At 67.8% G+C, this 21,826-nt stretch carries 22 protein-coding genes; 7 read left to right on the top strand and 15 right to left on the bottom strand.

The genetic code is table 11. The annotated features are described in order from the left end of the window. Positions 1 to 14: 14 nt before the first annotated feature. Positions 15 to 1,469: a family 1 glycosylhydrolase gene (locus C5E06_RS14375; protein WP_104239893.1), complete on the bottom strand. Its 1,455-nt coding sequence runs from the start codon at positions 1,467 to 1,469 to the stop codon at positions 15 to 17. Then, positions 1,456 to 3,387, bottom strand: coding sequence for a glucose PTS transporter subunit IIA (locus C5E06_RS14380; protein WP_104307444.1), 1,932 nt, complete (start codon positions 3,385 to 3,387; stop codon positions 1,456 to 1,458). The genes C5E06_RS14375 and C5E06_RS14380 overlap by 14 nt, the downstream gene beginning before the upstream one ends. Before the next feature lie 262 nt (positions 3,388 to 3,649). Between C5E06_RS14380 and C5E06_RS14385 the strand changes: the two genes are divergently transcribed. Further along, the gene (locus tag C5E06_RS14385) at positions 3,650 to 4,837 is read left to right on the top strand and encodes an MFS transporter (protein WP_104307344.1); all 1,188 of its coding nucleotides are present in this window, start codon (positions 3,650 to 3,652) and stop codon (positions 4,835 to 4,837) included. 36 nt (positions 4,838 to 4,873) lie between these two features. Here C5E06_RS14385 and C5E06_RS14390 read toward each other — a convergent pair whose 3' ends face one another. Both C5E06_RS14390 and C5E06_RS14395 read right to left on the bottom strand, forming a co-directional pair. Next, positions 4,874 to 5,677 (bottom strand): alpha/beta fold hydrolase, encoded by an 804-nt coding sequence (locus C5E06_RS14390; RefSeq protein ID WP_104307345.1) that lies wholly within the window; start codon positions 5,675 to 5,677, stop codon positions 4,874 to 4,876. Further along, complete coding sequence (locus C5E06_RS14395; RefSeq protein WP_219820217.1) at positions 5,665 to 6,291, bottom strand: TetR/AcrR family transcriptional regulator; 627 nt, start codon at positions 6,289 to 6,291, stop codon at positions 5,665 to 5,667. The genes C5E06_RS14390 and C5E06_RS14395 overlap by 13 nt, the downstream gene beginning before the upstream one ends. Positions 6,292 to 6,414: 123 nt before the next feature. Between C5E06_RS14395 and C5E06_RS14400 the strand changes: the two genes are divergently transcribed. Genes C5E06_RS14400 through C5E06_RS14410 form a run of 3 tightly spaced genes read left to right on the top strand, consistent with a single transcriptional unit; the run spans position 6,415 to position 9,190 of the window. Continuing rightward, entirely contained in the window at positions 6,415 to 7,437 is a 1,023-nt protein-coding gene (locus tag C5E06_RS14400; RefSeq protein ID WP_104307346.1) for an alpha/beta fold hydrolase, read from the top strand. After that, positions 7,434 to 8,444: an ankyrin repeat domain-containing protein gene (locus C5E06_RS14405; protein WP_219820218.1), complete on the top strand. Its 1,011-nt coding sequence runs from the start codon at positions 7,434 to 7,436 to the stop codon at positions 8,442 to 8,444. Before C5E06_RS14400 ends, C5E06_RS14405 begins: the two co-directional genes overlap by 4 nt. Then, a complete protein-coding gene (locus tag C5E06_RS14410) occupies positions 8,441 to 9,190 on the top strand; it encodes an NAD(P)H-binding protein (RefSeq protein ID WP_104307348.1) in 750 nt (249 codons plus the stop codon). The genes C5E06_RS14405 and C5E06_RS14410 overlap by 4 nt, the downstream gene beginning before the upstream one ends. Positions 9,191 to 9,225: 35 nt before the next feature. Here C5E06_RS14410 and C5E06_RS14415 read toward each other — a convergent pair whose 3' ends face one another. Both C5E06_RS14415 and C5E06_RS14420 read right to left on the bottom strand, forming a co-directional pair. Beyond that, positions 9,226 to 10,389 (bottom strand): acyl-CoA desaturase, encoded by a 1,164-nt coding sequence (locus C5E06_RS14415; RefSeq protein WP_104307349.1) that lies wholly within the window; start codon positions 10,387 to 10,389, stop codon positions 9,226 to 9,228. A gap of 55 nt (positions 10,390 to 10,444) precedes the next feature. Continuing rightward, entirely contained in the window at positions 10,445 to 10,777 is a 333-nt protein-coding gene (locus tag C5E06_RS14420; protein ID WP_104239962.1) for a helix-turn-helix domain-containing protein, read from the bottom strand. Positions 10,778 to 10,841: 64 nt separating this feature from the next. On the opposite strand from C5E06_RS14420, the gene C5E06_RS14425 reads away from it, so the two are divergent. Beyond that, a complete protein-coding gene (locus C5E06_RS14425; RefSeq protein ID WP_104307350.1) occupies positions 10,842 to 11,678 on the top strand; it encodes an SDR family oxidoreductase in 837 nt (278 codons plus the stop codon). 97 nt (positions 11,679 to 11,775) lie between these two features. Here C5E06_RS14425 and C5E06_RS14430 read toward each other — a convergent pair whose 3' ends face one another. The 8 genes from C5E06_RS14430 to C5E06_RS14465 all read right to left on the bottom strand — a co-directional run bounded on the left by C5E06_RS14430 (position 11,776) and on the right by C5E06_RS14465 (position 16,994). Next, positions 11,776 to 12,327, bottom strand: coding sequence for a GNAT family N-acetyltransferase (locus C5E06_RS14430; RefSeq protein WP_104307351.1), 552 nt, complete (start codon positions 12,325 to 12,327; stop codon positions 11,776 to 11,778). Positions 12,328 to 12,452: 125 nt separating this feature from the next. After that, positions 12,453 to 13,421 carry an Abi family protein gene (locus tag C5E06_RS14435; protein ID WP_258067663.1) on the bottom strand — a complete coding sequence of 323 codons (969 nt, stop codon included), beginning with the start codon at positions 13,419 to 13,421 and terminating at the stop codon, positions 12,453 to 12,455. Positions 13,422 to 13,574: 153 nt separating this feature from the next. After that, entirely contained in the window at positions 13,575 to 14,078 is a 504-nt protein-coding gene (locus C5E06_RS14440; protein WP_104307352.1) for a hypothetical protein, read from the bottom strand. 85 nt (positions 14,079 to 14,163) lie between these two features. Continuing rightward, positions 14,164 to 14,703 carry a hypothetical protein gene (locus tag C5E06_RS14445; RefSeq protein ID WP_104239881.1) on the bottom strand — a complete coding sequence of 180 codons (540 nt, stop codon included), beginning with the start codon at positions 14,701 to 14,703 and terminating at the stop codon, positions 14,164 to 14,166. After that, positions 14,700 to 15,092 (bottom strand): PadR family transcriptional regulator, encoded by a 393-nt coding sequence (locus C5E06_RS14450; protein WP_104239880.1) that lies wholly within the window; start codon positions 15,090 to 15,092, stop codon positions 14,700 to 14,702. The genes C5E06_RS14445 and C5E06_RS14450 overlap by 4 nt, the downstream gene beginning before the upstream one ends. A gap of 78 nt (positions 15,093 to 15,170) precedes the next feature. Continuing rightward, a complete protein-coding gene (locus C5E06_RS14455) occupies positions 15,171 to 15,809 on the bottom strand; it encodes an ABC-2 transporter permease (protein ID WP_181059478.1) in 639 nt (212 codons plus the stop codon). After that, on the bottom strand, positions 15,806 to 16,654 hold the full coding sequence (locus C5E06_RS14460) for an ABC transporter ATP-binding protein (protein WP_181062993.1): 849 nt from the start codon (positions 16,652 to 16,654) through the stop codon (positions 15,806 to 15,808). Before C5E06_RS14460 ends, C5E06_RS14455 begins: the two co-directional genes overlap by 4 nt. Beyond that, a complete protein-coding gene (locus tag C5E06_RS14465) occupies positions 16,647 to 16,994 on the bottom strand; it encodes a GntR family transcriptional regulator (RefSeq protein WP_228496687.1) in 348 nt (115 codons plus the stop codon). The genes C5E06_RS14460 and C5E06_RS14465 overlap by 8 nt, the downstream gene beginning before the upstream one ends. A 184-nt stretch (positions 16,995 to 17,178) precedes the next feature. Here C5E06_RS14465 and C5E06_RS14470 point away from each other — a divergent pair, with 184 nt between their 5' ends. Both C5E06_RS14470 and C5E06_RS14475 read left to right on the top strand, forming a co-directional pair. Continuing rightward, complete coding sequence (locus C5E06_RS14470) at positions 17,179 to 18,096, top strand: MerR family transcriptional regulator (protein ID WP_104307354.1); 918 nt, start codon at positions 17,179 to 17,181, stop codon at positions 18,094 to 18,096. A 91-nt stretch (positions 18,097 to 18,187) separates the two neighbouring features. Continuing rightward, positions 18,188 to 20,008, top strand: a complete 1,821-nt coding sequence (locus tag C5E06_RS14475) for a carboxylesterase/lipase family protein (RefSeq protein WP_104307355.1) — start codon at positions 18,188 to 18,190, stop codon at positions 20,006 to 20,008. Between the two features lie 21 nt (positions 20,009 to 20,029). Here C5E06_RS14475 and C5E06_RS14480 read toward each other — a convergent pair whose 3' ends face one another. Beyond that, a complete protein-coding gene (locus C5E06_RS14480; RefSeq protein WP_181062994.1) occupies positions 20,030 to 21,823 on the bottom strand; it encodes a cell wall metabolism sensor histidine kinase WalK in 1,794 nt (597 codons plus the stop codon). Positions 21,824 to 21,826 lie beyond the last annotated feature (3 nt).

Consider the following 21,826-nt stretch of genomic DNA (forward strand, 5'->3'; position numbering starts at 1 on the left):
TGGAGGGGAGGGGGTTAGCTGAGGTCTGCGCCGTTGGACTCGATGACCTGGCGGTACCAGTGGAACGAGTCCTTGCGTCGGCGCTCCAGTGTGCCATTCCCGAGGTCGTCGAGGTCGACGTGGATGAACCCGTACCGCTTGCTCATCTGCGACGTCGACGAGCTGACGAGGTCGATGGGCCCCCAGCTGGTGTAGCCGAGCAGGTCGACGCCCTCGTCCACGGCCTGGATCATCTGCTCGAAGTGCGCTCGGAAGTACTCGACGCGGTAGTCGTCGCGGATCCGTCCGTCCTCGTCGACCGTGTCGCGCATCCCGAGCCCGTTCTCCACGATGAAGAGGGGCTTGCGGTAGCGGTCGTACAGGTCGAGGAGGGAGATGCGCAGCCCGATCGGGTCGATCTGCCAGCCCCACTCGGACGAGCCGAGGTAGGGGTTCTTGACGCCGAGGACCGTGTTGCCCGGCGTGCGCTCGGCGTCGGGGTCGACGGATTCGGTCATCGACATGTAGTAGCTGAACGACACGAAGTCGGCCGTGTGCTCGCGCAGGAGCTCCACGTCGCCGTCCTCGAACGGCACGGTGACGCCCATCTCCTCGAGCTGGCGGAGCACGATCGGCGAGTACGACCCGCCGGCCTGCACGTCCGAGCACATGTAGAGGAGGCGTTCCTTCGCGCGCGTCGCGGCGACGTCGTTCGGGTGGCAGGTGCGCGGGTAGGTCGTGAGCATGGTGATCATGCAGCCCATCTGCGCGTCCGGGTGCAGCTCTCGCAGCATGCGGGTGACGGATGCGCCTGCGATGAACTGGTGGTGCAGGGCCGTGTAGCAGGCCTGCGTGATCGAGGTCCCCGTGACGGTCTCCTCGATGATGCCGCCCGAGGTGAACGGGTGGCGTTCCATGCCATCGATCTCGTTGAACGAGATCCACCGCTTCACGATGTGCCCGAACCGTTCGAAGCAGGTGCGGGCGAAACGCTCGAAGAGGCCGATCGTGGCCCGGTCGAGCCAGCCGTTGCGGGTGACCGCGAGTTCGAGGGGCGCGTCGAAGTGCGACAGCGTCACGAGGGGCTGGATGCCGTGGCTCTGCATCTCCTCGAACAGGTCGAGGTAGTAGGCGATGCCGTCCTCGTTGGGCTCGAGCTCCTCGCCGGTCGGGTAGAGCCGCGACCAGAGGATCGACACCCGCAGCACGCTGAAGCCCATCTCGGCGAACAGGGCGAGGTCTTCCTTGTAGCGGTGCACGAAGTCGATGGCGCGCCGCTTCGGGAAGTACGTGGGGTCCGGGTCGCGCTTGGCCTCGGCGATGCTCTCGAGGGTGACGGCGTGCAGCGCGGCGAAGTCGTCGTTGTTGGCGTTCGGGTGGCGGCGGAGCACGTCGGTGACGACCCATCCTCGGCCATCCTCGCCCCAGCCGCCTTCGGCTTGGTTCGCGGCGATTGCGCCGCCCCAGAGGAAGTGATCAGACAGTGCCATGTGCGGTCTCCTTGATGTTGGTGAGTGAGATGAGGGATGCGCCCCGGTTGACGTGCTGGCCGGTGTCGAACTGCGCGTCGCCCCCGGCCGTGTTGACGACGACGATGGGGGTGATCGTGTCGAGGCCGGCCGCGGCGATGGCGTCGAGGTCCGCGTCGATGACGGGCTGGCCCGCCTCGACCCGGTCGCCCTGCGCGACGTGCGTCGTGAAGGGGGCGCCTTCGAGGACGACGGTGTCCATGCCGACGTGCACGAGCACCTCGACGCCGTCGTCAGTGCGGATGCCGATCGCGTGCTGCGAGTCGAGGAGGGACGTGACGGTGCCCGACACGGGGGCGACCACGCGTCCATCCGTGGGGCGGATCGCGACGCCGTCACCGAGCACACCCGTCGAGAAGACCCCGTCGCCGAGCGAGGCGAGCTCGACGACCTCACCCTGCATGGGGGAGACGATCGTGAGCGCGCGAGGCTGTGCCGAGACCGCGGCGGCATCCGCCCCCGCGTCCGCGCTCGCATCCGCGTGCTCGTCGGTCTTGCCGAGCACGCGCAGGGTGCCGGAGTCGGAGTCCTTCCAGAGCACGACGCCGACGATGAACGACACGGCCGCGCCGATCACGAGGCCGATGAGGGCGTGGATGAGGTTCCACGGGTCGAGGGCGTCGATGAACATGGAGAAGCTCGCGAGGCCGGGGCTGACGATCGCAAAGGTGTCGACGAGCGTGATGCCGAGGTACGCGCCCGAGGTGATGGCGCCGGCGAGCACCGCGATGAGTGCGCGTCGGTTCTGGAGGGTGACGCCGTAGAGGGCCGGCTCGGTAACGCCGAACAGCGCCGAGAAGCCTGCGGAGACGGCCGTGGCGCGGAGCACCTGGTTGCGGGTGCGGACAGCGACGGCGAAGCTCGCGCCGGCTTCGGCGATGTTGTGCGCCAGGGAGGCGGTCAGGTAGAAGCTCTCCTTGCCGTACGTGGCCATCGTCGTGATCGTCGGCGGCAGGAGCGGCTTGTGCATGCCGACCGAGATGAGGAACGGCAGGATGGCGGCGAGGAGCGCGACGGCGATCCACCCGAAGGTGTTGTGGAAGTTGAAGAGCAGGCCTGCGAAGAGGTCGCCGATCTCGAAGCCGAACGGACCGATGAGGAACACCGTGGCGGGCGCGACCACGAGGTAGCACATGAGGGGCACGTAGAAGGTGCGGATGGGCGGCCACGAGAACTTCGTGAAGAAGCGCTCTGCACCCCAGAGGAGCAGCACGGCGAGGATCGCGGGGAACACCTGCGCGTTGTAGTTGACGACGGGCACGGGGATCCCGAAGAGCGCCGCGCCGCCATCCTGGCTCACGAGGCTCGTGAACCCGGGGAAGAGGAGCAGCGCGACGGAGCCGAGGGCCACCGGCCGGTTCACGTCGAGCTTCTTCGCGGTGGTGTAGGCGACAAGCAGCGGCAGGAACGCGAACACGGCGTCGGGGACGGCGGCGATGAGCGCGTACGAGTCGCTCTCCCGGTCGATCCAGCCGAGCGCGGCCGCGAGGACGAGGAGCGACTTGAAGATTCCCGCGCCCGCGATGGCGGGGATGATGGGCACGAAGACGCTGACGACGAAGTCCAGCACCTTGGAGCCGACCCGCTTGACGGTCCACGGCGTACGGGGCTTCTCGGCCGCCGGAGCGGTCGGCGACCCAGAGCGGAGCTTCTCGACCGCTCGGTAGTACTCGAGAACTCGTCCTCCCACGATGACCTGCGTCTGGGGTCCGCGGACCACGCCGAGCACGCCGGGGATGGACTTGAGTGCCGCCTCGTCGACGGGGCTGTCGTCGCTGAGGGTAAACCTCAGGCGGGTCGAGCAGTGCTGCAGGGCAGACACATTGCTGCTCCCGCCGACGTGCTCGAGGATCTCTGCCGCCTCTGAGCTGATATTCATGTTGTGCTCCTCCATTGGAACTCGGGGGACAGCTTCCGGGCAACAAAAAAGGACCCGACCGTAGCTCTGTAGAGCAACAATCGGATCCTGCCTGCATGACCAGTCACATGTCCGTTGCATGAACTTACACGGATCCTGGGGCGGTGTCCACCGGCGGTTCGGAGGTACACTCGGGCTCAGCAGGGTGTGCGCGTGACACCCGCGCGCCAGGTGACCTTCGGGGCCTTCGCGATCCGATCGGTGAGCGATATCTGGAGTCCCCTTGACGAACATCCGCCCCAGGGAGCGTGCGCTGGCTGCGTTCGCGGCCATCGCCTTCGGCTTCGTGATCGCCGGCGCCAACAGCATCAACCCGCTGCTGCCCATGCTCCGGGTCGAGGTGCCCCTGACCCCGCTCGGTGTGTCGCTGACGTTCGTGGTCTACGTGTCAGCAGCGGTTGCCACCCTCCTGGTCGTCGGCTTCTCCCGGCTGCGAGTGACACCCGGTTCGGCCGTGGTCGCGGCCCTGCTCATCGCGGCGCTCGCGAACCTGCTCCTCGCGTCCTCGAACGAGGTGCAGCTGCTCGTCGGGCGGGCGGCGACCGGGGTCGCGGTCGGGCTCGCGACGGGCGGTGCGGCCGGTCTGGTGGTGGATGCGCTCAAAGGGCGTGGGCGGGGACTGGCCGCGACGGGGAACCTCGTCGGCGCTGTCGTCGGCACCGCGATCGCCCAGGGGGTTGCGGCGCTCGAGACCATCGCCGGGGCGATGTCCATGTACGTCGCTGGCGCCGCGATAGCGCTCCTGCTCGCACTGGCCCTTGTCCTGTTGCTTCCCCGAAGCGTGCCACGGGCTGCGCGCAAGCGCGGAGTCGGGGCTCCGACCTCCCGTCGGCTGACGCGCGCCGACGTCCGGACGATCGCGCGCGCCGCGGTGGTCTGGACGGGGCTCAGCGCTGGCGTCGTCTACGCGCCGACGGTGTTCTCCGATGCCGCGATGCCGCTGGCGCAGTTCGGCGGCAGCGTCACCATGCTGGTTGCCGCGGCCGTCGCTCAGCTCGCGAGCGTGCCGCTCGGTCGACTGCTCCCCGCAGCCAGCGGTCACCTCGCGTTCGCCGTCGGCTGTGCGCTCGCGGTCACGTCGGTGCTGCTCTCGAACAACCCGCTCGCGTTGCTCGCGATGGCGCTGCTCGGTGCGGGAGGGGCTGTGGCCTACCGGACGTCGCTGGTGCATCTGACGCGCGGAGCGGCCGCGAGCCAGCAGAGCTCGCTCGCGTCGAAGTTCGCCGTCGCCACCTACGCCGCATCCGCGTCGACGGTGCTGGCGATCGGAGTCCTCGGGAGCGTGGTGCGGACCGAGGTCGTACTCGCGGTGTTCGCGACGCTGCTGAGCGTCGCGGCCTTCTGCATGCATCTGGGCGCGCCCCGGTTCAGGGACCTCGCCGAGGGACCCACCGGCAACGGAGCGCTCTGAGTCCTGGCGACGTCGGCTGCCGCGCGCCCGGTGTGTTCAGCGCTCGCTGGCGACGACGAGGGAGCGGATCGCGCTGACGAAGGCGGCGGGTGCTTCGATCGGGAGGAGGTGTCCGCTTCCGACGACGGGGTGCAGGCTGACGCGGCTGAAGTGATCGTCGAGCCGGTCGGCCCACTCGATCGGGAACAGGGGATCCTCCGTCGGCCAGAGCATGACGGTCGGGGTCTCGATCGGTGGCAGTTCGCCCGCGTACCCGCGATTCGCGAGGTACCACTGGATGCTCGCGGCGAACGCTCCCGGCCGGGAGTAGGCCGCGATGAGCTCCTCGCGCTGCGGGTGACGCTGGGGTGCGGCGGCTCCGCTCCAGGTGCGCCAGAGGTAGTCGAGGTAGCTGGCGACCGCGTCGGGTCTGCCATCGATCAGCTCGGCAGCGATCGGCTCGCGTTGGAAGTGCTGGTACCAGAATGTCGGTGCGAGGGACGGCGCCGTCGCGCGGTCGCCGATGCCCGGATACGCGGGGGTGAGGACGGCCCCGTCGAACCGCGACGGGTCGAGGCGAAGCGCTGCCTGAGCGATTCGGCTGCCGATGTCGTAGCCGGCGATGATGGTGCGGCCGCCGCTGGCAGGGTCCGCAAGTCCATCGAGGAGACGGCGGGCGTGCGCTTCCGCTGTGGCCTCAGCGAGCGGGAGCTCGCCCGCGAACGCTGCTCCGAATCCGCGGAGGTCGGGCACGATCGTCGTCGCGGGCTGGAGGGCGTCTCGCACCGCGTCGTAGTCCGACGGGAGTCCCGGCCACCCATGGACGAGGATCACCCGGTCGTCGGCGCTCAGCTCCGACATCCGCTGTCCTTCTTCGTCGCCAGTCCGATCAGCTGGGCGTACGTCGCGATCGCCTCGGCCTCCGTGATCGCCCCCTTGAGGGTCGAGGCCGACAGGGACTCGCCCGCGCCGACAAGGGCGATGCAGAGGCGGTGGAGTTCCGGGTCGGGCATGCGGACGTGCGGCCGAAGGATCGCCTCGAACATCTGCACGCCCGTCTCCTCGAGCTCGCGGTAGATGCTGGCACGTTCTTCGTTGCCCGTCATCGCAGCCCCGACGGCGAAGAACTCGCTGCTGGCATCCGTCGCGCACCGGATGTACGTCTCGGAGAGGGCGTCGATCGTGGGCTCGTGGGCGAGACCGTCCTGGGCCATCCCCTCTTGGAACGCCCGCTTCCGCTCCGCGTCGATCCACCGGTACAGGGCCGTCAGCAGCGACGAGCGCGACTCGAAGTGATCGTAGACGACGGGCTTCGACACGCCCCCGTGCTGGGCGAGGGTGCCCAGCGTCAGGGCGTCCACCCCGTCCTGCCGCACGATGGCCAGCGCCTTCTCCAGCAGATCCTGGTGGCGAGCATCCCAGGGGAGGCGACGCTTCCGTGGTTCTTCGGGGGGCGGTGTTGCTTGGGCCGTCATTAAGCTACCTTCAGTAGGTTACTGTTGCTACAGAAAGTAGCTTACCGAGTCGAAGGCACCAATGGGGCGTTTCTGCGCCCAAGCGCTTCGGCTCGGCCACGCAAGAGAGAAGGAGGACCACCGTTGAACCGAGGAGAAGGAAACAGGCCGCCGTTGCGCGAGCGGCAGATCGACGTGAACGGCCACCCGTTCCGAGTGCTCGATCAAGGAGATGGGCCCACTGTCCTGTTCGCCCACGGGTTCCCTGACGTGGGGGAGACCTGGCTCGGTCAGATGGCCGGAGTCGCCGAGGCGGGGTACAGGGCTGTGGCTCTCGACATGCGAGGGTTCGGAGCCAGCTACTCCCCAAGCAGTGTCGAGCTCTACAGCGCTCTCCACACGGTGGGGGACCTTGTCGGGGTTCTGGATGCGCTGGAGATCTCCGAGGCCGTGCTTGTCGGCCACGACTGGGGTGCGGACGTGGCGCAGCGCGCGATGGTGCTCCGTCCAGACCTGTTCCGCGGACTTGTCAGCTTGAGCATCCCGTTTCTGCCCCGCGGGGAAGCGAGCCTGTGGAGCCAGCTGAAGAAGGACGGCTTGGGCGACAGCTACTACGCGTTCGAGATGATGAAGCCCGATGGGCATCTTGCCTTCGAGCCCGCGGCTGCATCCATTCCGAGTGCGCTGTACTGGCTTTCCGGAAGTCCCGCCGTTGGTGAAGGGTGGGATCCCGTCGACTCCTCCCGAGGCATGCTCCGACCTGCGCCAGTCGGCATCCCCGCTTGGGCCGACCCCACGTATGTCTCGCGCTCCATCGCCGCCTTCCAAGGGAGCGGCTTCGCAACGGGTCTGAACTACTACCGCGCGTCCGACATCACCTTCGAGCAGATGTCGGCGTTCAAGGGGGTGCCGATCCGGCAGCCCGCTCTGTACATATGGGGCGCTGAAGATGGCCTCTGCCAGCTCTTCCACCCCGAGCCGCCCACCGTTGAGCAGTTGCGCGCATCCGCCCCTGGGCTGGTAGACGTCGTCCGCCTCGAAGGGGTCGGGCACTGGCCGCAGCACGAAGCGGCCGAACGGGTGACGGCGGAGATCTTGGCATTCCTTGCCGGTATCGAATGGCAATGCACCAGTGACATGGGTGCTGAAAGTGAGAGCAAACGATGATGAACCTCGACCAAGCTGTCCGAGCGGAAGACCTGTCCAGGGTCGCTGACCTTCTTCGCACGGGAGCAGACGCCAGCCAGCCCCTGCCAGACGGCCTCACGCCCCTGATGGTCGCCGCCGCCTTCGGGAACGCGCAACTCGTCGACCTGCTGCTGACCGCAGGAGCCGACCCGCTGACAGTGGAACGTCACATGGGCGCCACAGCTCTGCACAAGGCAGCGCAGGGCGGCAACGGCGATGTGGTGTCGCTGCTCCTCGATCACGGCGCGTTCATCGATCAGCAGTCCCCGTCTCTCGGCAACACCGCGCTCATGGATGCTGTCCTGCAGAAGCAGCCGGAAGCCGTCCAGGTTCTCCTGAACCGAGGAGCTCGAACCGACGTGATGAACCACTGGCACCAGACGGCAGTCCAGCTCGCCCGCGAGGATGGCTTGGGTGCCATCGAAGCGCTCATCCTGGACCATGACAGTGCCAACGAGCGGCATGTGGCTTCCCTTGCGCTGTTCGCCGCCGCGAGCGCGGGGGATCTCTCCGCGGTGGAGCAGCTCATCGCAGGCGGCGCCGCGCTCGACGAGCGCCACCCGATCGTCGGTGGCTTCGATGACGACTACACGCCGTTGGGTGTGGCCGCTCGCGAAGGTCACGTCGATGTCGCAGATCGTCTCCTCGATGCCGGCGCAGACCCGCGCCTCACGATCGGCCTGATGAAGGGCACCGCGGTTCACGATGCCGCCTACTTCGGACATGCTGACGTCCTCCGCTGCCTGCTTGCGCCACGCCAGACATGCCTGTCGGCAGACCTTGACGCCCAGGGGTTGTACAACGGCCTCACTGCGCTGCACGACGCGGTCTGGCACGGCCACGTCGACTCGGCTCGGGTGCTCCTCGAGGCGGGGGCCTCACTGGTGCTGCGAACACACGCAGGGCTCACGCCGAAGGATCTCGCCCGTCTCTACGGATACGAGGAGCTCGTGAACCTGCTGGCAGCAGAAGAGGTTCGCCGATGAAAGGGAGCATCATCATTTCGAAGCCCATCCACTCAGCTCCCACTTCTGCGGATGAGCAGTCGAGCTCAGCGCCGAAGCGGGCGGTGCCTCCTCGCGTCTTCATCTTCGGCATCTCAGGCAGGGTCGGCCGGCTGCTCGCGGCCCGCCTCCAAGGTCAGGGCGTGCCCGTTTCCGGTCTCGTTCGGACGCGGCGGCAGGCCGCAGCGCTCGAGCGGGCCGAGGTGTCGCCGCTGCTCGGGGACCTCGGAGCCTCCACCGCAGACGAGCTCGGGGCGATGATCCGGGACTGCGATGTCGTCGTGTACGCCGCTGGCTCGAATGCTGGCCCCCAGCGCGTGACGGACGACATCGACCTCGCCGCTCTCGGTCGCGTGGCGGAGGCGGTCGAGCGCGTCCGAGGGGTGCGGCTCATTCTGCTCTCCGTGCTTCCCGAAGCGTGGCGTGAACGAGCGCTGAGCGACGACGAGGAACACTACTTCGCGGTCAAGAAGCGGGCAGAGGTGAGCCTGACCCGACAGGATGTCGATTGGGTGATCCTCCGCCCATCGCTCTTGACGGATGACGCTGGAACCGGGGAGGTCTCCCTCGGGCCCGCAGAGGAGCACGGCGAGATACCCCGCGAGGATGTGGCCGCTGTCCTCGAGGCCCTGGTGCTCGAGCCGTCCGTCAGCCGGCAGATCCTGGAGTTGAACGAGGGGCAGACGCCGGTCGCCGAGGCTGTTCGCGGGTTCGCGCGCGAGCTCTGAGCTCTGGGCTCATCGAGGCAAGTGGGCGTGGTCTCCTATCGGCGCCGGAAGTCGCCGGCGACGGGGCAGTCGAACGGGTCGCGAGCGTGCAGCCCCACCCGGTTGAGGTACTCGACCACGATGCGGTACGACTCCAGGAGCGAGGTCTCCGCGTACGGCACGTCCTGCTCTTCGCAGTAGGCGCGCACGATCTCGCGAGCACGGGCGAGGTGCGGCCTCGGCATGCTCGGGAAGAGGTGGTGCTCGATCTGGTAGTTGAGTCCGCCCATGAGCGCACTGGCCCACCAGCCGCCCCGCACGTTGCGCGAGGTGAGGACCTGCCTGCTGAAGAAGTCGAGCTTCACGTCGGCGGGGATGAGCGGCATGCCCTTGTGGTTGGGCGCGAACGACGCCCCCATGTAGACCCCGAACACGGCCATCTGCACGGCGACGAACGCGACCGCGAGGCCAAGCGGGAGCATCCAGAAGATCGCGCCGAGGTAGATCGCGAAGCGGACCGCGATCATCGTCAGCTCCACCCACCGACCCGTGATCTTCTCCCTGGCGAAGAGCGACTTGATGGACCGGAAGTGGAGGTTGTAGCCCTCGAAGGTCAGCAGCGGGAAGAAGAGGTACCCCTGCTTGCGGGTGATCAGTGCCAGCAGACCCCGTTGCTCGCTCGCCGACTCCTCCGTGAAGGAGATCGTGTCGAAGTCGATGTCGGGATCCTTCCCCTTCTTGTTGGGGTTGGCGTGATGACGCGTGTGCTTCGTCATCCACCAGCTGTAGCTCATCCCGACGATGCCGGCCGCGAGGAAACGACCGAGCCGGTCGTTCGCCCTGCCCGAGGTCAGGACCTGGCGGTGGGAGGCTTCGTGAGCGAGGAACGCGAACTGCGTGAAGATGACCCCGAGTGCCGCCGCGATGAGCAGCTGGAACCAGCTGTCCCCGAGCAGGATGAACCCAGTGATCGCGGCGGCGAGTGCGACGAGAAGGCCTGCTGCGAGAGCGCCGTAGAACCCGAGCGTGCGATCGAGGAGCCCCTCTCCACGGATCGCCTTCGAGACTGCGCCATAGCTCTGCGTGATCCGGGGAGTCTTCTCTCCCTTGGTCGTCCGGCGAACCGCGCCGTAGCTGCTTGGGGTGAGTTTTGACTCGGGCGACTGCACGGCCGGCTCCTTGCTCGGTCGGCACGAGGCATCATGCGAACCTCGTGACATGGCTAGCAATTCCGAGCAAGGATCTTAGTAGAACGGTGACGGCGGAGCTAACCGGTCACTCCGCGTTGGCGACTTCAGGCACGGACAGGGCCCACGCGTTCATGGCGTCGAGGACCGTCCGCAGCTGCTCACCGACCTCGGTCAGCTCGTAGACGACCCTCGGCGGGATCTCCGGGTAGGACGTCCGTGTGACGAGCCCGTTGGCCTCGAAGCGCCGCAGCCGGTTCGTGAGCGTGTGCGCACTGATGCCGGGGAGGCGGTCCTTGATCTCGGTGAACCGGAGGGGGCCGTGGAGCAGTTCCCGCACGATCAAGGTGGCCCATGGCCCCTCGAGGAGTACGAGGAATCGGGCGACACCGCACTCGGGGAGATCGTCGCATCTTGGCATGAGTTTGAGCATATCCCTTTAGTGCAGTTGACGTAACCGATGCATCTTGTGCACTAATGGGCGTATGACCTACTTGATTCATGGCGCCACTGGTGCCCAGGGCGCCCCCGTCATCGCAGCCCTCGCCCAGGCCGACCTCGATGTCACCGCCGCGGTTCGCACACCGAGCTCCTATGCCGGCCCGGGAACGGCAGTTGCCGTCGACTTCACCGACGCCGCCTCGCTGACCGACGCGTATCGCAGAGTTCAGGGGATCTTCGTCCACCTGCCGATCGGATCGCCTGCCGACCAGCTGTCCGCAGCGAACGCGGTCGCCGACGCCGCCGAGGCGTCGACTCCGGCCCGAGTCGTGGTCTCCACGAGCGGGTACACGCTGGAGGACCCAGAGAGCGCGCTCGCCGTGCTGGTGCGCAGGCTCGAGGAAGCCGAGATCTCGACCGCCATCGTGCAGCCCCGCCTCTACCTCGAGAACCTCCTGCTGCCGTTCGTCGTCGAGTCGGTGCAGGAGCGTGGCGTTCTCAGCTACCCCATCCGTGCGGACTATGCGGTCTCTTGGAGCTCCCACCTCGACGTCGCTGACGTCGTCGTCGGACTGCTGCAGGACGATGCGATCACCGGAATCGTCGGCGTCGGCGCCCTCCCCGGTCTGCTCGGCGACGATCTCGCGCAGAGTTTCGCAGCGCACCTTGGTCGTCCGGTCAGCTTCGACAGTCGTGATCCGGATGCGTTCGGAGAGGACCTCGCGCGTGTCATCGGTCCCGGTGCTGCGCCCGTCGTCGACTCCTACAAGTGGCGAGCCACGCAGGCCCACGAGGTCATCGAGGAGGCGACGAGCGCGCAGCGGCGCCTCGGCATCACGCCTCGCTCCGTCACAGAGTGGCTGGGGCAGCTGGGCGTCTAGTCCAGGCGTCGCCTCCAGGTCGGGCGGCTGGCCCCGCGTATCCGTCGCTGAGGCCAGCCGCCCCAGGTCCTTCTCGGTCAGCGCTTCTTCGGCATGACTAAGACAGGGGCCTTGTGTGTCGGAGTTCGACGAGCGCGCGTGCGCTGCCCTCATCCGCGATCTTGCTGGCGCCGTCCGCACGCCAGCCCTGTCGCTCGTAGAAGCCGATCGCCCGCTCGTTGCCCGTCAGCACCCACACGTAGGCGTCCGAGTGGCCGGCCGTGCGGAGTTCTTGTTCGGCGCGACGGATGAGCGAAGCGCCGACCCCCGTCGACCAGTGGTCTGGATGCACGTACAGGCCACCGAGCTCCCCTCGGTGCCCATCGTCGGGGTCTCTCCCGGGCCCGAATGCGGCCCAGCCGACGATGCGTTCCCCGTCCTCGGCGACGAGCAGCCGATGCGGGCGCACGGCGTCGAGGTCCGTCGCATCGCCGCGCAGGGAGGCGGCGATCCACCGTGTCCAGCCGGCGGTGCGCTGCTCGACGCTCAGGGCGGCCAGCACCTCCGAGGGGATGAGGCCCGCGTAGGCCGCTCGCCACGAGTCGACGTGCACGATGGCGACTGCCCGCGCATCAGCTTCGGTCGCCCAACGCAGAGTGCCGCCTGTCATGCGATCACGCTATCGCTGATCGGGTCACCGGTTCCGAGGGGACGCTCTGCGAGCGTGCTCGGCCAGATAGGCGTGGCCCACCCAGGAAATCCTGCGCAAACGAACCACTGCGGACGGTGCGCTTCTCAGGCCCTCCAGACGCCGACATCGCGCCAATCGCCGGGAAACCCCATCTCACTGACATCCCGCCCGGGCAGCGCCGCGAACCCGCGCTCGACTTCCGACGCGACCTTGAGTGCCCAATTCGAGTCGGGCGCGGCAGCTGTCAAGATCTGCGCGATGACCGCGAGCGCTCCGTAGAGATCTTCGCTCTGTCCAGGAGGAAGGCTCTCCAACTCTTCGATGGTCCTCATCGCCCCTGTCGCAGCCGGGACGAGGGAGCGGTTCCAAAGGCGTCCATGATGGGCAGAGATATTGCGGACGACCGTCAGCTGCTCGAGCCACCGGGCGAACGGATGATGCTTGACGGCTTTGCCGCGTTGCCTGTGCGATAACCGGTCAAGTCGGAGACGAATACCCATGCCTTCAGCCACATCGAACTGGTCTGTTGCGCGCATTCCGTCGTAGAGCATCGATACGTCCGAGAAGTCGAGGACGTCGACGAGCACCCAGATCGGAATCACCCCAGCGTGATTCTGCATGTGATGGTTGATGAACATCGATCTGCGGGCCGCCCGCTTCACCCGTTCGTGCGTCTTGTCGACCCACGACGAGTGGTTGAAGGCATCCCGAAACAGGGACTTGTCCTCGTAGGACAAAGGGCCGTAGCGCCCGAGGACGTAGCTGACCTGACTGCGGAGCGCTACTTCGACCCGCTCGAGCCCGACGTGTACAAGAGAGCGAAGTTTGCGGTCAAGCTCGTACAGTGCCGCAACCTCTGAGAACTTGGTCCCCGGTTGGAACTGATCGGATCGTGAGGGCGCGCCCTCAGCGGTTGTCTCGAATCGACGCGACGTGTACCAGTACCCGCTCAACCGGTAGTAGTTGATCGACTTCAGCCACTGCTCGGGGTTGCCGTCGAGCTCCATGCCCCGGCTCTCGAGGAGCTGAGCCTGCTCTCCGATCGTGAGGTACTTCTTCGGTGAAGGTGACACTCTCGGCATCCTCTCGGACAAAAAAATCCAGCCCACACCGGTGGACCGGGCGGGCTGAACGATTGCCCCTAACTTAGCAGGGTTCGGCAGGGAGGCGTTAGCGCCCAGATGCCCGAGACCCGTGGGGTCCGAATCGTCTCGATGGTGGGATGCTCAGCGCAGCACTCCGCAGGCGGTGACCACGCGAAGCAGGACCTGTCCTTCGGTTCCAGCTGGGTAGTTCAGGAGATACGACCCGGTCTCGTCTTCGATCAAGGTGTGCGAGCCAGTCGCAGGCCATGTGGAGCCGTCGGCATACTCGACCGTCTCACTCGCGGTGCCCGTGGAGGTCACGGCGTCGCCATACTCCTCTTGGAGTTTCGTGACGGTGTTCACGAGGTCGGTGGACGAGAACGTCTTCGCCCACACCCAACGACCGATTCTGGGTTCCTCGCCGGCGCAGGCTGAGACGTTGGGATCGGCTTCGATGAGCCCCGTTGCTTCCGGGAACTCCGCGACCATCCCCTCGGCCACCTCCCGCGATGCGTCGCGTACCTCGTTGAGGGAGAGCTTGAACTTCGGCGGCTCCGGTTCCGTGGGCGCAGTGGGCGAGCATCCAACGAGTGCTGCGAGCACGAGGGGGACGAGCAGCACTGGAGTGAATCGACGGAGGCGCATACCGGCATTCTCCTCCAGAGTTCGGGTCATCGGTCATCGGCAGAGCTGTCGAGCTGGGCCAGATCGGGCCGGGTGTGCGTCGGATCTAGTGCTGGCCGGGCAGTGCCCAGCGGCGGCGGAGGTAGTCGGCGACGAAGATGTTGCCGAGGAGCGGCAGCACAGCGAAGATGATCACGCCGACGACCCACGCTTCTGTCCCGCGGAACGCGAAGATGCCGATGCTCGAGACGACGATCACGGCGACAGACGCGAGGATGCCGTTCCTGCGCACTCGCGACGACCAGTGCTGGCTCGCGCCGATCATGATGAGTCCGGCCACCCAGCCGAGCACTGGCACCAGGTACCAGCCGGCGATGAGGACGATGGACATGATGATCGGGTACGCGCGGCTCGGCCCGGTCCCTTCGGGCGAGGGCGTCTCCGCCATGGCGTCGGCTGCGATCGTGCTCGGTGCCCCGAGCTCTCGGATGCGGACTCGAGTCTCGTCGGCATCGAGGCCGCGGAGCGTGTCCGCGATGTCGTTGAGCACCTCGTCCCGGACCTGGGGCGCCCCATCGCGAAGTGCTGCTTGGAGCTCCTTCAGGTAGCTGCCTGCGATTTCGTTCTGCGATTCGAAAGGCTTCATCGGTCTCCTGCTTCCGTCTGGTCGCGTGAGCGGATGCTGTCGCTCGCGGTCGTGGTGGTGGTCGTTCGTGATTGCGTGACTTCCTCCACGGCGGAGGCGAACGGCGCCCACTGGGACCTGAACTGCTCCAACTCGGCGTGTCCCTGACTGGTGATGGCGTAGTACTTCCGGGGTCGCGCCGAATCGGAGTCGTCGGCGTGCGCGGCGATCAGCTCGCGCTCGCGCAGTCGAGTCATCAACGGGTAGAGCGTTCCGATGCTGCCGATGAGCCCGAGGGAGACCAGTCGTTCTGAGATCAGCCACCCGTACATGGGCCCCTGTTGGAGGAGTCCGAGGACGCAGTACTCGACGACGCCCTTGCGGAGTTGCGCACCGACTGAGGTTGTCATGCATTGCACTTTACTTTGTAATGCAAGGTATTGCAATGCATGCTGTTCGATGCGGTCGCGCGGAGTGCACGAATGCGGTCAGCGCAGCTCGCGCGCCCGGTAGAAGCGTGCAGCGAGACCGGTGCCCACGGTGATGCCGATGATGCCGATGGCGGCGCACGCCGCGACGATGCCCTCGAGGGGCAGGGCCGAGAACGTGTCGTCGCCGAGGACCCCGGTGGCCTGGCCCACCCAGGCTCCGCCCGCGATGACGATCACCGGGGCGTAGACCATGAAGCGTCCACGGGTGTAGCCGACGCGGAAGAGCACGGGGAGCTGCACGCCGACCGCCAGGCCGATGATCGCGAACGCCGCCGCGTAGTTCACGAGAAGCAGCTCTGGTGCGAGCTCGCGGTTGCGCACCCACGCCATGACGAACGTCACTGCTGTCGCGACGGCCACCGCGGCGAGGCCGTAGAGGAGCACCGAGATCGCGCGCCCGACGACAACTGCGCCCCGCGAGATCGGGAGCACTCCGTAGAGCGTGTCGAGTCGATCGCGTTCGTCTCCCAGGAAAGGGGCGGACAGGATCAGGGATGTGACGAGGGCGGATGCGGCGATCGCCATCCCCGGTAGCGGGAGCACGATGCCGACCAGGGCGATGAACGCGAGCAGCAGCAGCGTCTGCTTCTTGACGGCCCAGGACATCAGGTCGAAGCGAGTGAATGCGAGCGTCATGCTGTTGCCTCCTCGTGTGCGGCGGCCAGGTGGATGATGATGTCGTCGATGGTCGCCTCGTCGATCACGACCTCGGGCCCGTACTGCGGGGAGTCGTCGACGCGGATGAGCGCGGACCATCCCTGGCCCGTGTGCTGGGGGCCGAGTGCGCTCGCGGGCACGGTGCCCGTGCCGCGCGCGATGGCGTAGCTCTCCTTGACGTCGGGGAGTGGGCCTCGGCGCGCGATGTGCCCGCCCACGAGCACGATGAGGTCATCGGCGAGCTCGTCGAGGTCGGTCGTGATGTGCGTCGAGAACAGCACCGCGTGCTGCGGATCGACCATGAACTCGCGGATCACGTCGGTGATCTCCCGGCGCGATGCCGGATCGAGTCCGCTCGAGGGCTCGTCGAGGATGAGGAGCTCCGGCTGCTGCGCGAGGGCGCAGGAGAGCGCGAGCTTCACGCCCTGGCCGCGGGAGAGCTCACCGACTCGCCGCTTCTCGGGGATGCTGAACCGGTCGAGCAGCTGCGCGAAGCGGGCGTGGTCCCACTTCGGGTAGAACGGGGCGAGCCTTCGGCCGAGCGACGTCACGCGCCAGTCCTCGGCGGCCGTCGGCCGGTCGAGGACGATGCCCGTCTTCGCGAGGGCCGTGCTCGCTCCAGCTGACCCGCCGAAGACTTCGATGCGTCCCGCGTCGGGCGTGATCAGGCCAAGCAGGGAGCGGATGATCGTGGTCTTCCCGGCACCATTCGGGCCGACGAGTCCAACCACGGAACCGCGTGGGATGCTGAATGAGATGTCCTCGACCGTGAAGTCGGGTCGAGTGATGCGCAGGTCTGAGATCTGCGCTGCGTCGTCAGTCATTGTTCCTCCAAGCCTCATCAAGGCGTCGGTGCATTTCGTCGATGTCGATGTGGGCGCTTCGGGCTGCGATGAGCAGCTCGTGCAGTGCGGCGGCGACTCGCTCCTCCAGTGCTCCGGAGGCGATCGTGGGGTCGACCTCCAGTACGACGAATCCGCGGCCGTGCTCGTTGCGGACCAGGCCCTCGTGGACGAGGTCGTTGTACGCGCGAGTCACGGTGATGACACTCACTCGGAGGTCTGCCGCCAACTGGCGCAATGAAGGCAACGTCTCGCCTGCCGCGGCATCTCCGGACAGGATCGCCGACCGTACCTGCGTCTTGATCTGTTCGTAGATGGGCAACGAGGCGCTCGTTGAAATCAGTACTTTCCGCATGCGAACTCCACTGTACATAAACACCATAACACCAGAACAGTTCTCATTCTAGACCCCGCAGTCTCCGGCTCGGATCGACTGCGGACTTGCACCTTCCGCAGCGTCATGTGGTGCAGTGGATGCATCCAGCCACCCCCGAGGAAGGCCCCACATGCTGTCGTCGTTCATCCCGCCCCGCCAGGTCACGATCGGCGGAGCCGCCGAATTCGTCGGGACCACGCCCCGCGCGATTCGCCACTACCACCAGCTGGGGCTGATCCCGGAGCCGGCGCGGGGGAGCGACGACCGCCGCCGCTACGGCTACGACGAGATGATCCAGCTGCTGTGGATCCGTCGGATGGCCGACGCCGGCATCGCGCTCGACGACATCCGCGATGCCTTCGCGGACGCGGACGTGGCCGACTCAGCCGACAGCGGCGGCGATGTCGCGCGCATCCTCGAGCGGCTGGAGGAGTCCCTCGTCGCGCGGCAGGCCGAACTCGAGCGGCAGCGGACAGCGGTGCAGCGCATGCGCGCGCAGGGCAGCAGGTTGGGTTTGCTCTCCGATGTCGTGAGCGACCGCCTGGCAGAGCTGCCAGAGGGGGCCCTGCGGCAGGAAGACCTGGACACCCTCCTCGTGACCGAGCGGATCTTCGGCGCACTCGGTGCTTCCGTCCAGGCATCCCGGTTCATCGCCCTGGCCACCCACCCGGAGCTGCGGGAGGAGGCCGACCGCATCGATGCCGCCGAGGAGGCGCTCGACGATACGGTCGCCGTCGACGACCCCCGCGTGGCTGAGGTGGCCGCTGAACGGGCCGCCTTCGAGGCCACCCTCAACGGGGTCATCGAGAGCTCCGGCCTCGCGCAGGCCGACAACGACCGCTTCGACGCCTGGGAGGAGTCACATTCTGCTCCTGCTCCTGCCGATGACCACGAGGGCGCGGAGGACGCCGCCGAAGATGCCGAAGACGCCCGTGCGGCGCGCGGAACGAGCCTCGCCGAGGCCGTCCAGATGATGCCGTACGACTTCTCCCCAGCGCGCTGGCGGAGCATGGAACTCGCCCAGGAACTGGCGCTCGAGCTCTACTGACCCACCACGACGCGAGTCAGCGTCGCGAACCCTGCCTCTGCGCAGGTCGAGGTGTGGTGAGGTATCTGAGAGCTGCAACGAGGAGAAGACCATGAGCAGTCCCCGAACTCCGCGCGATTCCCGGACACCGAAGGTCGGCGCCAAATGGTGGGTGCCGCTTGCGCTGGTCTCGGCCCTCGGCGGGGTTCTGGTCTGGCTCAACCAGGGGCTCTGGTGGGCCTGGCTGCTGGTGGCCGCCAGCGTGCTGCTCGTCGCGCTCGCGGCGCACACGTGGGGCTCTCGCCGGTGGTTCGTGCAGGTGCCGGCATGGCTGGTGTCCGCCTCCCTGGTCGCAGCGATTGCCATCGCGGCTGGTCCGCCGATCGTGACCCGGACCATCGATGGTCCGCACACCGCCGCCGTCGCGACCGAGCAGGGAGCGGTGGTCGGGGTGCGCGACGAGGAAGCCGGGGTGGAGGCGTTCGCCGGCATACCGTACGCGGCCCCTCCCGTCGGCGACTTGCGCTGGGCGGCGCCGCAGCCCGCGCTTCCTCGCGCTGAGACCCTGATCGCGGACGATTTCGGCCCTTCTGCTGTGCAATCCGAGCCGTCGTTCTTCATCCGCGCGGCGACGCAGGCAATGGATGTGCCGCTCGAGAACACCCTGCTCGGCGGCTACGCCACGGACGAGGATGCGCTGCGGCTCAACATCTGGCGCAGCAGTTCGGCGCAGCCCGAACAGCGGCTCCCGGTGCTGGTGTTCGTGCACGGTGGCTCATTCACCGGTGGGTCTGGGGCGCTTCCCGCCTACGACGGTGCCGCGCTGGCTGCTCGCGGCGAGGCAATCGTCATCACCATCAACTACCGTCTCGGCGTGTTCGGCTTCTTGGCGGATGAGGAGCTGGGGGACGAGGGCGGCAACCAGGGTCTGCGCGATCAGATCGCCGCGCTGCACTGGGTGCAGGACAACATCGCCGCGTTCGGGGGCGATCCCGGCCGGGTCACCGTGGCGGGGGAGTCTGCGGGCTCCGGCAGCGCCTGCATCCTCGGCGTCTCCCCGCTTGCTGCGGGGCTCGTCCACGGCCTCATCGGCGAGAGCGGCAGCTGTCTCGGAACGGCCGGCGACAGAGACGCCGGCGACCTGTACGACACCGCCGAGAACGCCCGCGCGGCCGCAGCCTCGTTGCAGGAAGCGCTCGGGGTCGCGAGTCTGGCCGAGCTGCGCGCACTGCCCTCCGAGGCGATCCAGGAGGCTGCGGCTTCGCTGTCGGCGCACTGGTGGCCGCACATCGACGGTGCGCTGCTCCCCGCCTCGCCCACCGAGATCTACGCCGCCGGCGCGCAGAATGACGTCCCGCTGCTCTTGGGCAGCAACGCGGACGAAGCCTCCCTGTCGTTGCTGGGGAGCCTGGACACGGACCCGGGCGCCTACGAGCAGGAAGCCCGCGAGACCTACGGCGCAGAGGCGGATGCCTACCTGCAGCTGTACCCGGGCGAGACCGCGGAGCAGGTGCTCGACTCGCGCGTGCGGGCGGAGACCGACAGGTCCATGATCAGCCCGACCCACGAGTGGGGCGTGAGCGCGGCGGCGACGGGTACCGGGAGCGTCTATCCGTACTTCTTCACGCGGGTGCCACCTGACCCCGCACTCGAGCGATTCGGCGCGTACCACGGGGCCGAGGTCATGTACGCGTACGGCAATCTGGGGGCCGATGGCGACGTCGCCTACGAGGCGATCGATCATCGTCTCGAGGCCGAGATGACCGGCTACTGGCTGGCCTTCGTCAGGACCGGCGACCCGAACGGCGATGCGCGGCCTGCCTGGCCCACGCTCCAGGCATCTCCCGATCACGTCCTCGAGCTCGGCGATGAGACCAGGGTCGTTCCGAGGCCGCGCCAGCAGGAGGTCGACTTCTGGCTGGCTCAGGGCTGATCCCGCTGCACGCGGAACCCGTCACTGTGGTCTGAGCGGAGGCAGCGACACCTCGAACCGGCTGCCCTCGCCGAGAGTGCTCCGCGCCTGGATCGTGCCGCCGAGCGCTTCGGCGAGGCTGCGGGCGATCGAGAGGCCGAGGCCGGTGCTCTGCCCTGCGCGGACTCGAGAGGGCTCCCCGCGCCAGAGGCGATCGAAGACGCGGGGGAGGTCGGCTGGGGCGATGCCCGTCCCGGTGTCGATCACGGCGATGCGCACCGTGCCGTCTGCTGTCGCCGCCTCGACGTCGACGCGTCCGCCGGACGGCGTGTGCCGGAGCGCGTTCGAGAGGAGGTTGTCGAGGATCTGCCGCAATCTGGCGGGATCGGTGGTGAGCGGCAGCTGCTCGGGGGTCGTGACGTTCAGCTCGACGCCTGCGGTGGCCGCGCGGGCTCGGTACGCCTCGGCGAGCTCCTGCACGACGGCGGCCGCATCGCACCGCGTGCGCTCCAGCACGAGGTCGCCGGACTCCGCGAGCGCGAGGAGCTGGAGGTCGCCGGTGATGCGTTCCATGCGACTGGCCTCGTCGAGCACCAGCCGCCGGAGCGCCGCATGTTCGAGGCCGAGTCCATCGTCCGCAGCCTCGACCCATCCGCGGATGTTCGTGAGCGGGCTGCGCAGCTCGTGAGCGATATCGCCGAGCAGGCGCCGGCGGGACCCTTCGTGTCCGGCGATCTCGCTGGACATGCGGTCGAATGCCGCACCGATCCCGGCGAGATCGTCGCGGGCATGCAGCCCCGTGCGAGCGTCGCGGTCACCGGCGCTGAAGCGATCGACGGCGGTCTCGAGTCGGCGCGCGCTCCGCAGGGTCGGCCCGATGATGAGCGCGGCGGCTGCCGACAGGAGCGCGAGCAGCACCACGATGAAGACTCCGAAGCGGGCGATCGATCCTGGGCTCGCGTCGAGCGGACCCTGCGGGCCGCCACGCTCGTCGGTGAGGACCACGTGCACCGCGGGCGCGGTCGTCGCCTCGGACTGGTCGATGCGCGCCTGCAGGAGGCACTCGTCTGCGGTATCGCCGCTCGCCGGGACGGTGCGCAGCGCGAGATGCGCGGAGTCGCTCGACGGGGGCAGGTCGAGCTCGACGTCGGCGACGAGAGGTGCATCTGCGGCGAGCATGCACGCGTTCGTGCGATCGCGGAGCTCGTCGAGGGCGGTCCGCTCGCTCGGCAGTGGCGTGTTCAGGGCCGCACGGCCGCAGTCTGGGGCGTCTTCTCCGCCGACGACCACTGGGCGACCGCTCGCCCACACCGTCGTGTCGACGAGCGCGTCACCCAGGCACTCCACCACCGCGCTCGCCTGCCCTGTGAGCTGGTCGCGCTGCGTCTGATCGAGCAGGAAGGGCCCGGTGATTCCCTCGTGCAGCTGCGGCTCGAGCGTCACCGGGTCGGAGAGCGGCTCGAGCGGGTCGAGCAGCCGAGTGGAGCTCGCTGGGCGGGGCAGATCGGGCGCCGTGTCGGCGATGACCGTCCCCGCAGCGTCGATGACGGCGATGCGGCGCCCTGTCTCGTTGCCCAGGAGCAGCAGCGTTGGCCCGACGGTGCTCCAGTCGGTGTGGCTCCCCGCCCAGTTCGTGAGCTCGTCGATCACCTGCTCGTCCCGCATGAGCGCGGCGCCGGACGCCTGCTCGTCGTAGCGGTACTCGGAGGTCTCCGCGAGCCAGATCGTGCCGCCCGCCGACGCGATGACGAGCAGTACTCCAGCCGCGAGGTAGCGGGCGAGCAGCCGGGGCACACGTCGGGCGCCCGCGGCCCCGGCTCTTCTGCTTCTGCTCATGTC

This window comes from Pseudoclavibacter sp. RFBI5 (assembly GCF_002931395.1).
In the GTDB taxonomy this organism is placed as follows: Bacteria; Actinomycetota; Actinomycetes; order Actinomycetales; family Microbacteriaceae; genus Pseudoclavibacter.

Excerpts from the sequence above, each read along its gene's own strand:
- C5E06_RS14425 (WP_104307350.1), top strand. The coding sequence starts at position 10,842 with ATGACCTACTTGATTCATGGCGCCACTGGTGCCCAGGGCGCCCCCGTC.
- C5E06_RS14480 (WP_181062994.1), bottom strand. The coding sequence starts at position 21,823 with ATGAGCAGAAGCAGAAGAGCCGGGGCCGCGGGCGCCCGACGTGTGCCC.
- C5E06_RS14390 (WP_104307345.1), bottom strand. The coding sequence starts at position 5,677 with ATGTCGGAGCTGAGCGCCGACGACCGGGTGATCCTCGTCCATGGGTGG.
- C5E06_RS14410 (WP_104307348.1), top strand. The coding sequence starts at position 8,441 with ATGAAAGGGAGCATCATCATTTCGAAGCCCATCCACTCAGCTCCCACT.
- C5E06_RS14445 (WP_104239881.1), bottom strand. The coding sequence starts at position 14,703 with ATGAAGCCTTTCGAATCGCAGAACGAAATCGCAGGCAGCTACCTGAAG.
- C5E06_RS14440 (WP_104307352.1), bottom strand. The coding sequence starts at position 14,078 with ATGCGCCTCCGTCGATTCACTCCAGTGCTGCTCGTCCCCCTCGTGCTC.
- C5E06_RS14470 (WP_104307354.1), top strand. The coding sequence starts at position 17,179 with ATGCTGTCGTCGTTCATCCCGCCCCGCCAGGTCACGATCGGCGGAGCC.
- C5E06_RS14405 (WP_219820218.1), top strand. The coding sequence starts at position 7,434 with ATGATGAACCTCGACCAAGCTGTCCGAGCGGAAGACCTGTCCAGGGTC.
- C5E06_RS14395 (WP_219820217.1), bottom strand. The coding sequence starts at position 6,291 with ATGACGGCCCAAGCAACACCGCCCCCCGAAGAACCACGGAAGCGTCGC.
- C5E06_RS14415 (WP_104307349.1), bottom strand. The coding sequence starts at position 10,389 with ATGTCACGAGGTTCGCATGATGCCTCGTGCCGACCGAGCAAGGAGCCG.
- C5E06_RS14450 (WP_104239880.1), bottom strand. The coding sequence starts at position 15,092 with ATGACAACCTCAGTCGGTGCGCAACTCCGCAAGGGCGTCGTCGAGTAC.
- C5E06_RS14455 (WP_181059478.1), bottom strand. The coding sequence starts at position 15,809 with ATGACGCTCGCATTCACTCGCTTCGACCTGATGTCCTGGGCCGTCAAG.
- C5E06_RS14460 (WP_181062993.1), bottom strand. The coding sequence starts at position 16,654 with ATGACTGACGACGCAGCGCAGATCTCAGACCTGCGCATCACTCGACCC.
- C5E06_RS14420 (WP_104239962.1), bottom strand. The coding sequence starts at position 10,777 with ATGCCAAGATGCGACGATCTCCCCGAGTGCGGTGTCGCCCGATTCCTC.
- C5E06_RS14430 (WP_104307351.1), bottom strand. The coding sequence starts at position 12,327 with ATGACAGGCGGCACTCTGCGTTGGGCGACCGAAGCTGATGCGCGGGCA.
- C5E06_RS14380 (WP_104307444.1), bottom strand. The coding sequence starts at position 3,387 with ATGAATATCAGCTCAGAGGCGGCAGAGATCCTCGAGCACGTCGGCGGG.
- C5E06_RS14475 (WP_104307355.1), top strand. The coding sequence starts at position 18,188 with ATGAGCAGTCCCCGAACTCCGCGCGATTCCCGGACACCGAAGGTCGGC.
- C5E06_RS14375 (WP_104239893.1), bottom strand. The coding sequence starts at position 1,469 with ATGGCACTGTCTGATCACTTCCTCTGGGGCGGCGCAATCGCCGCGAAC.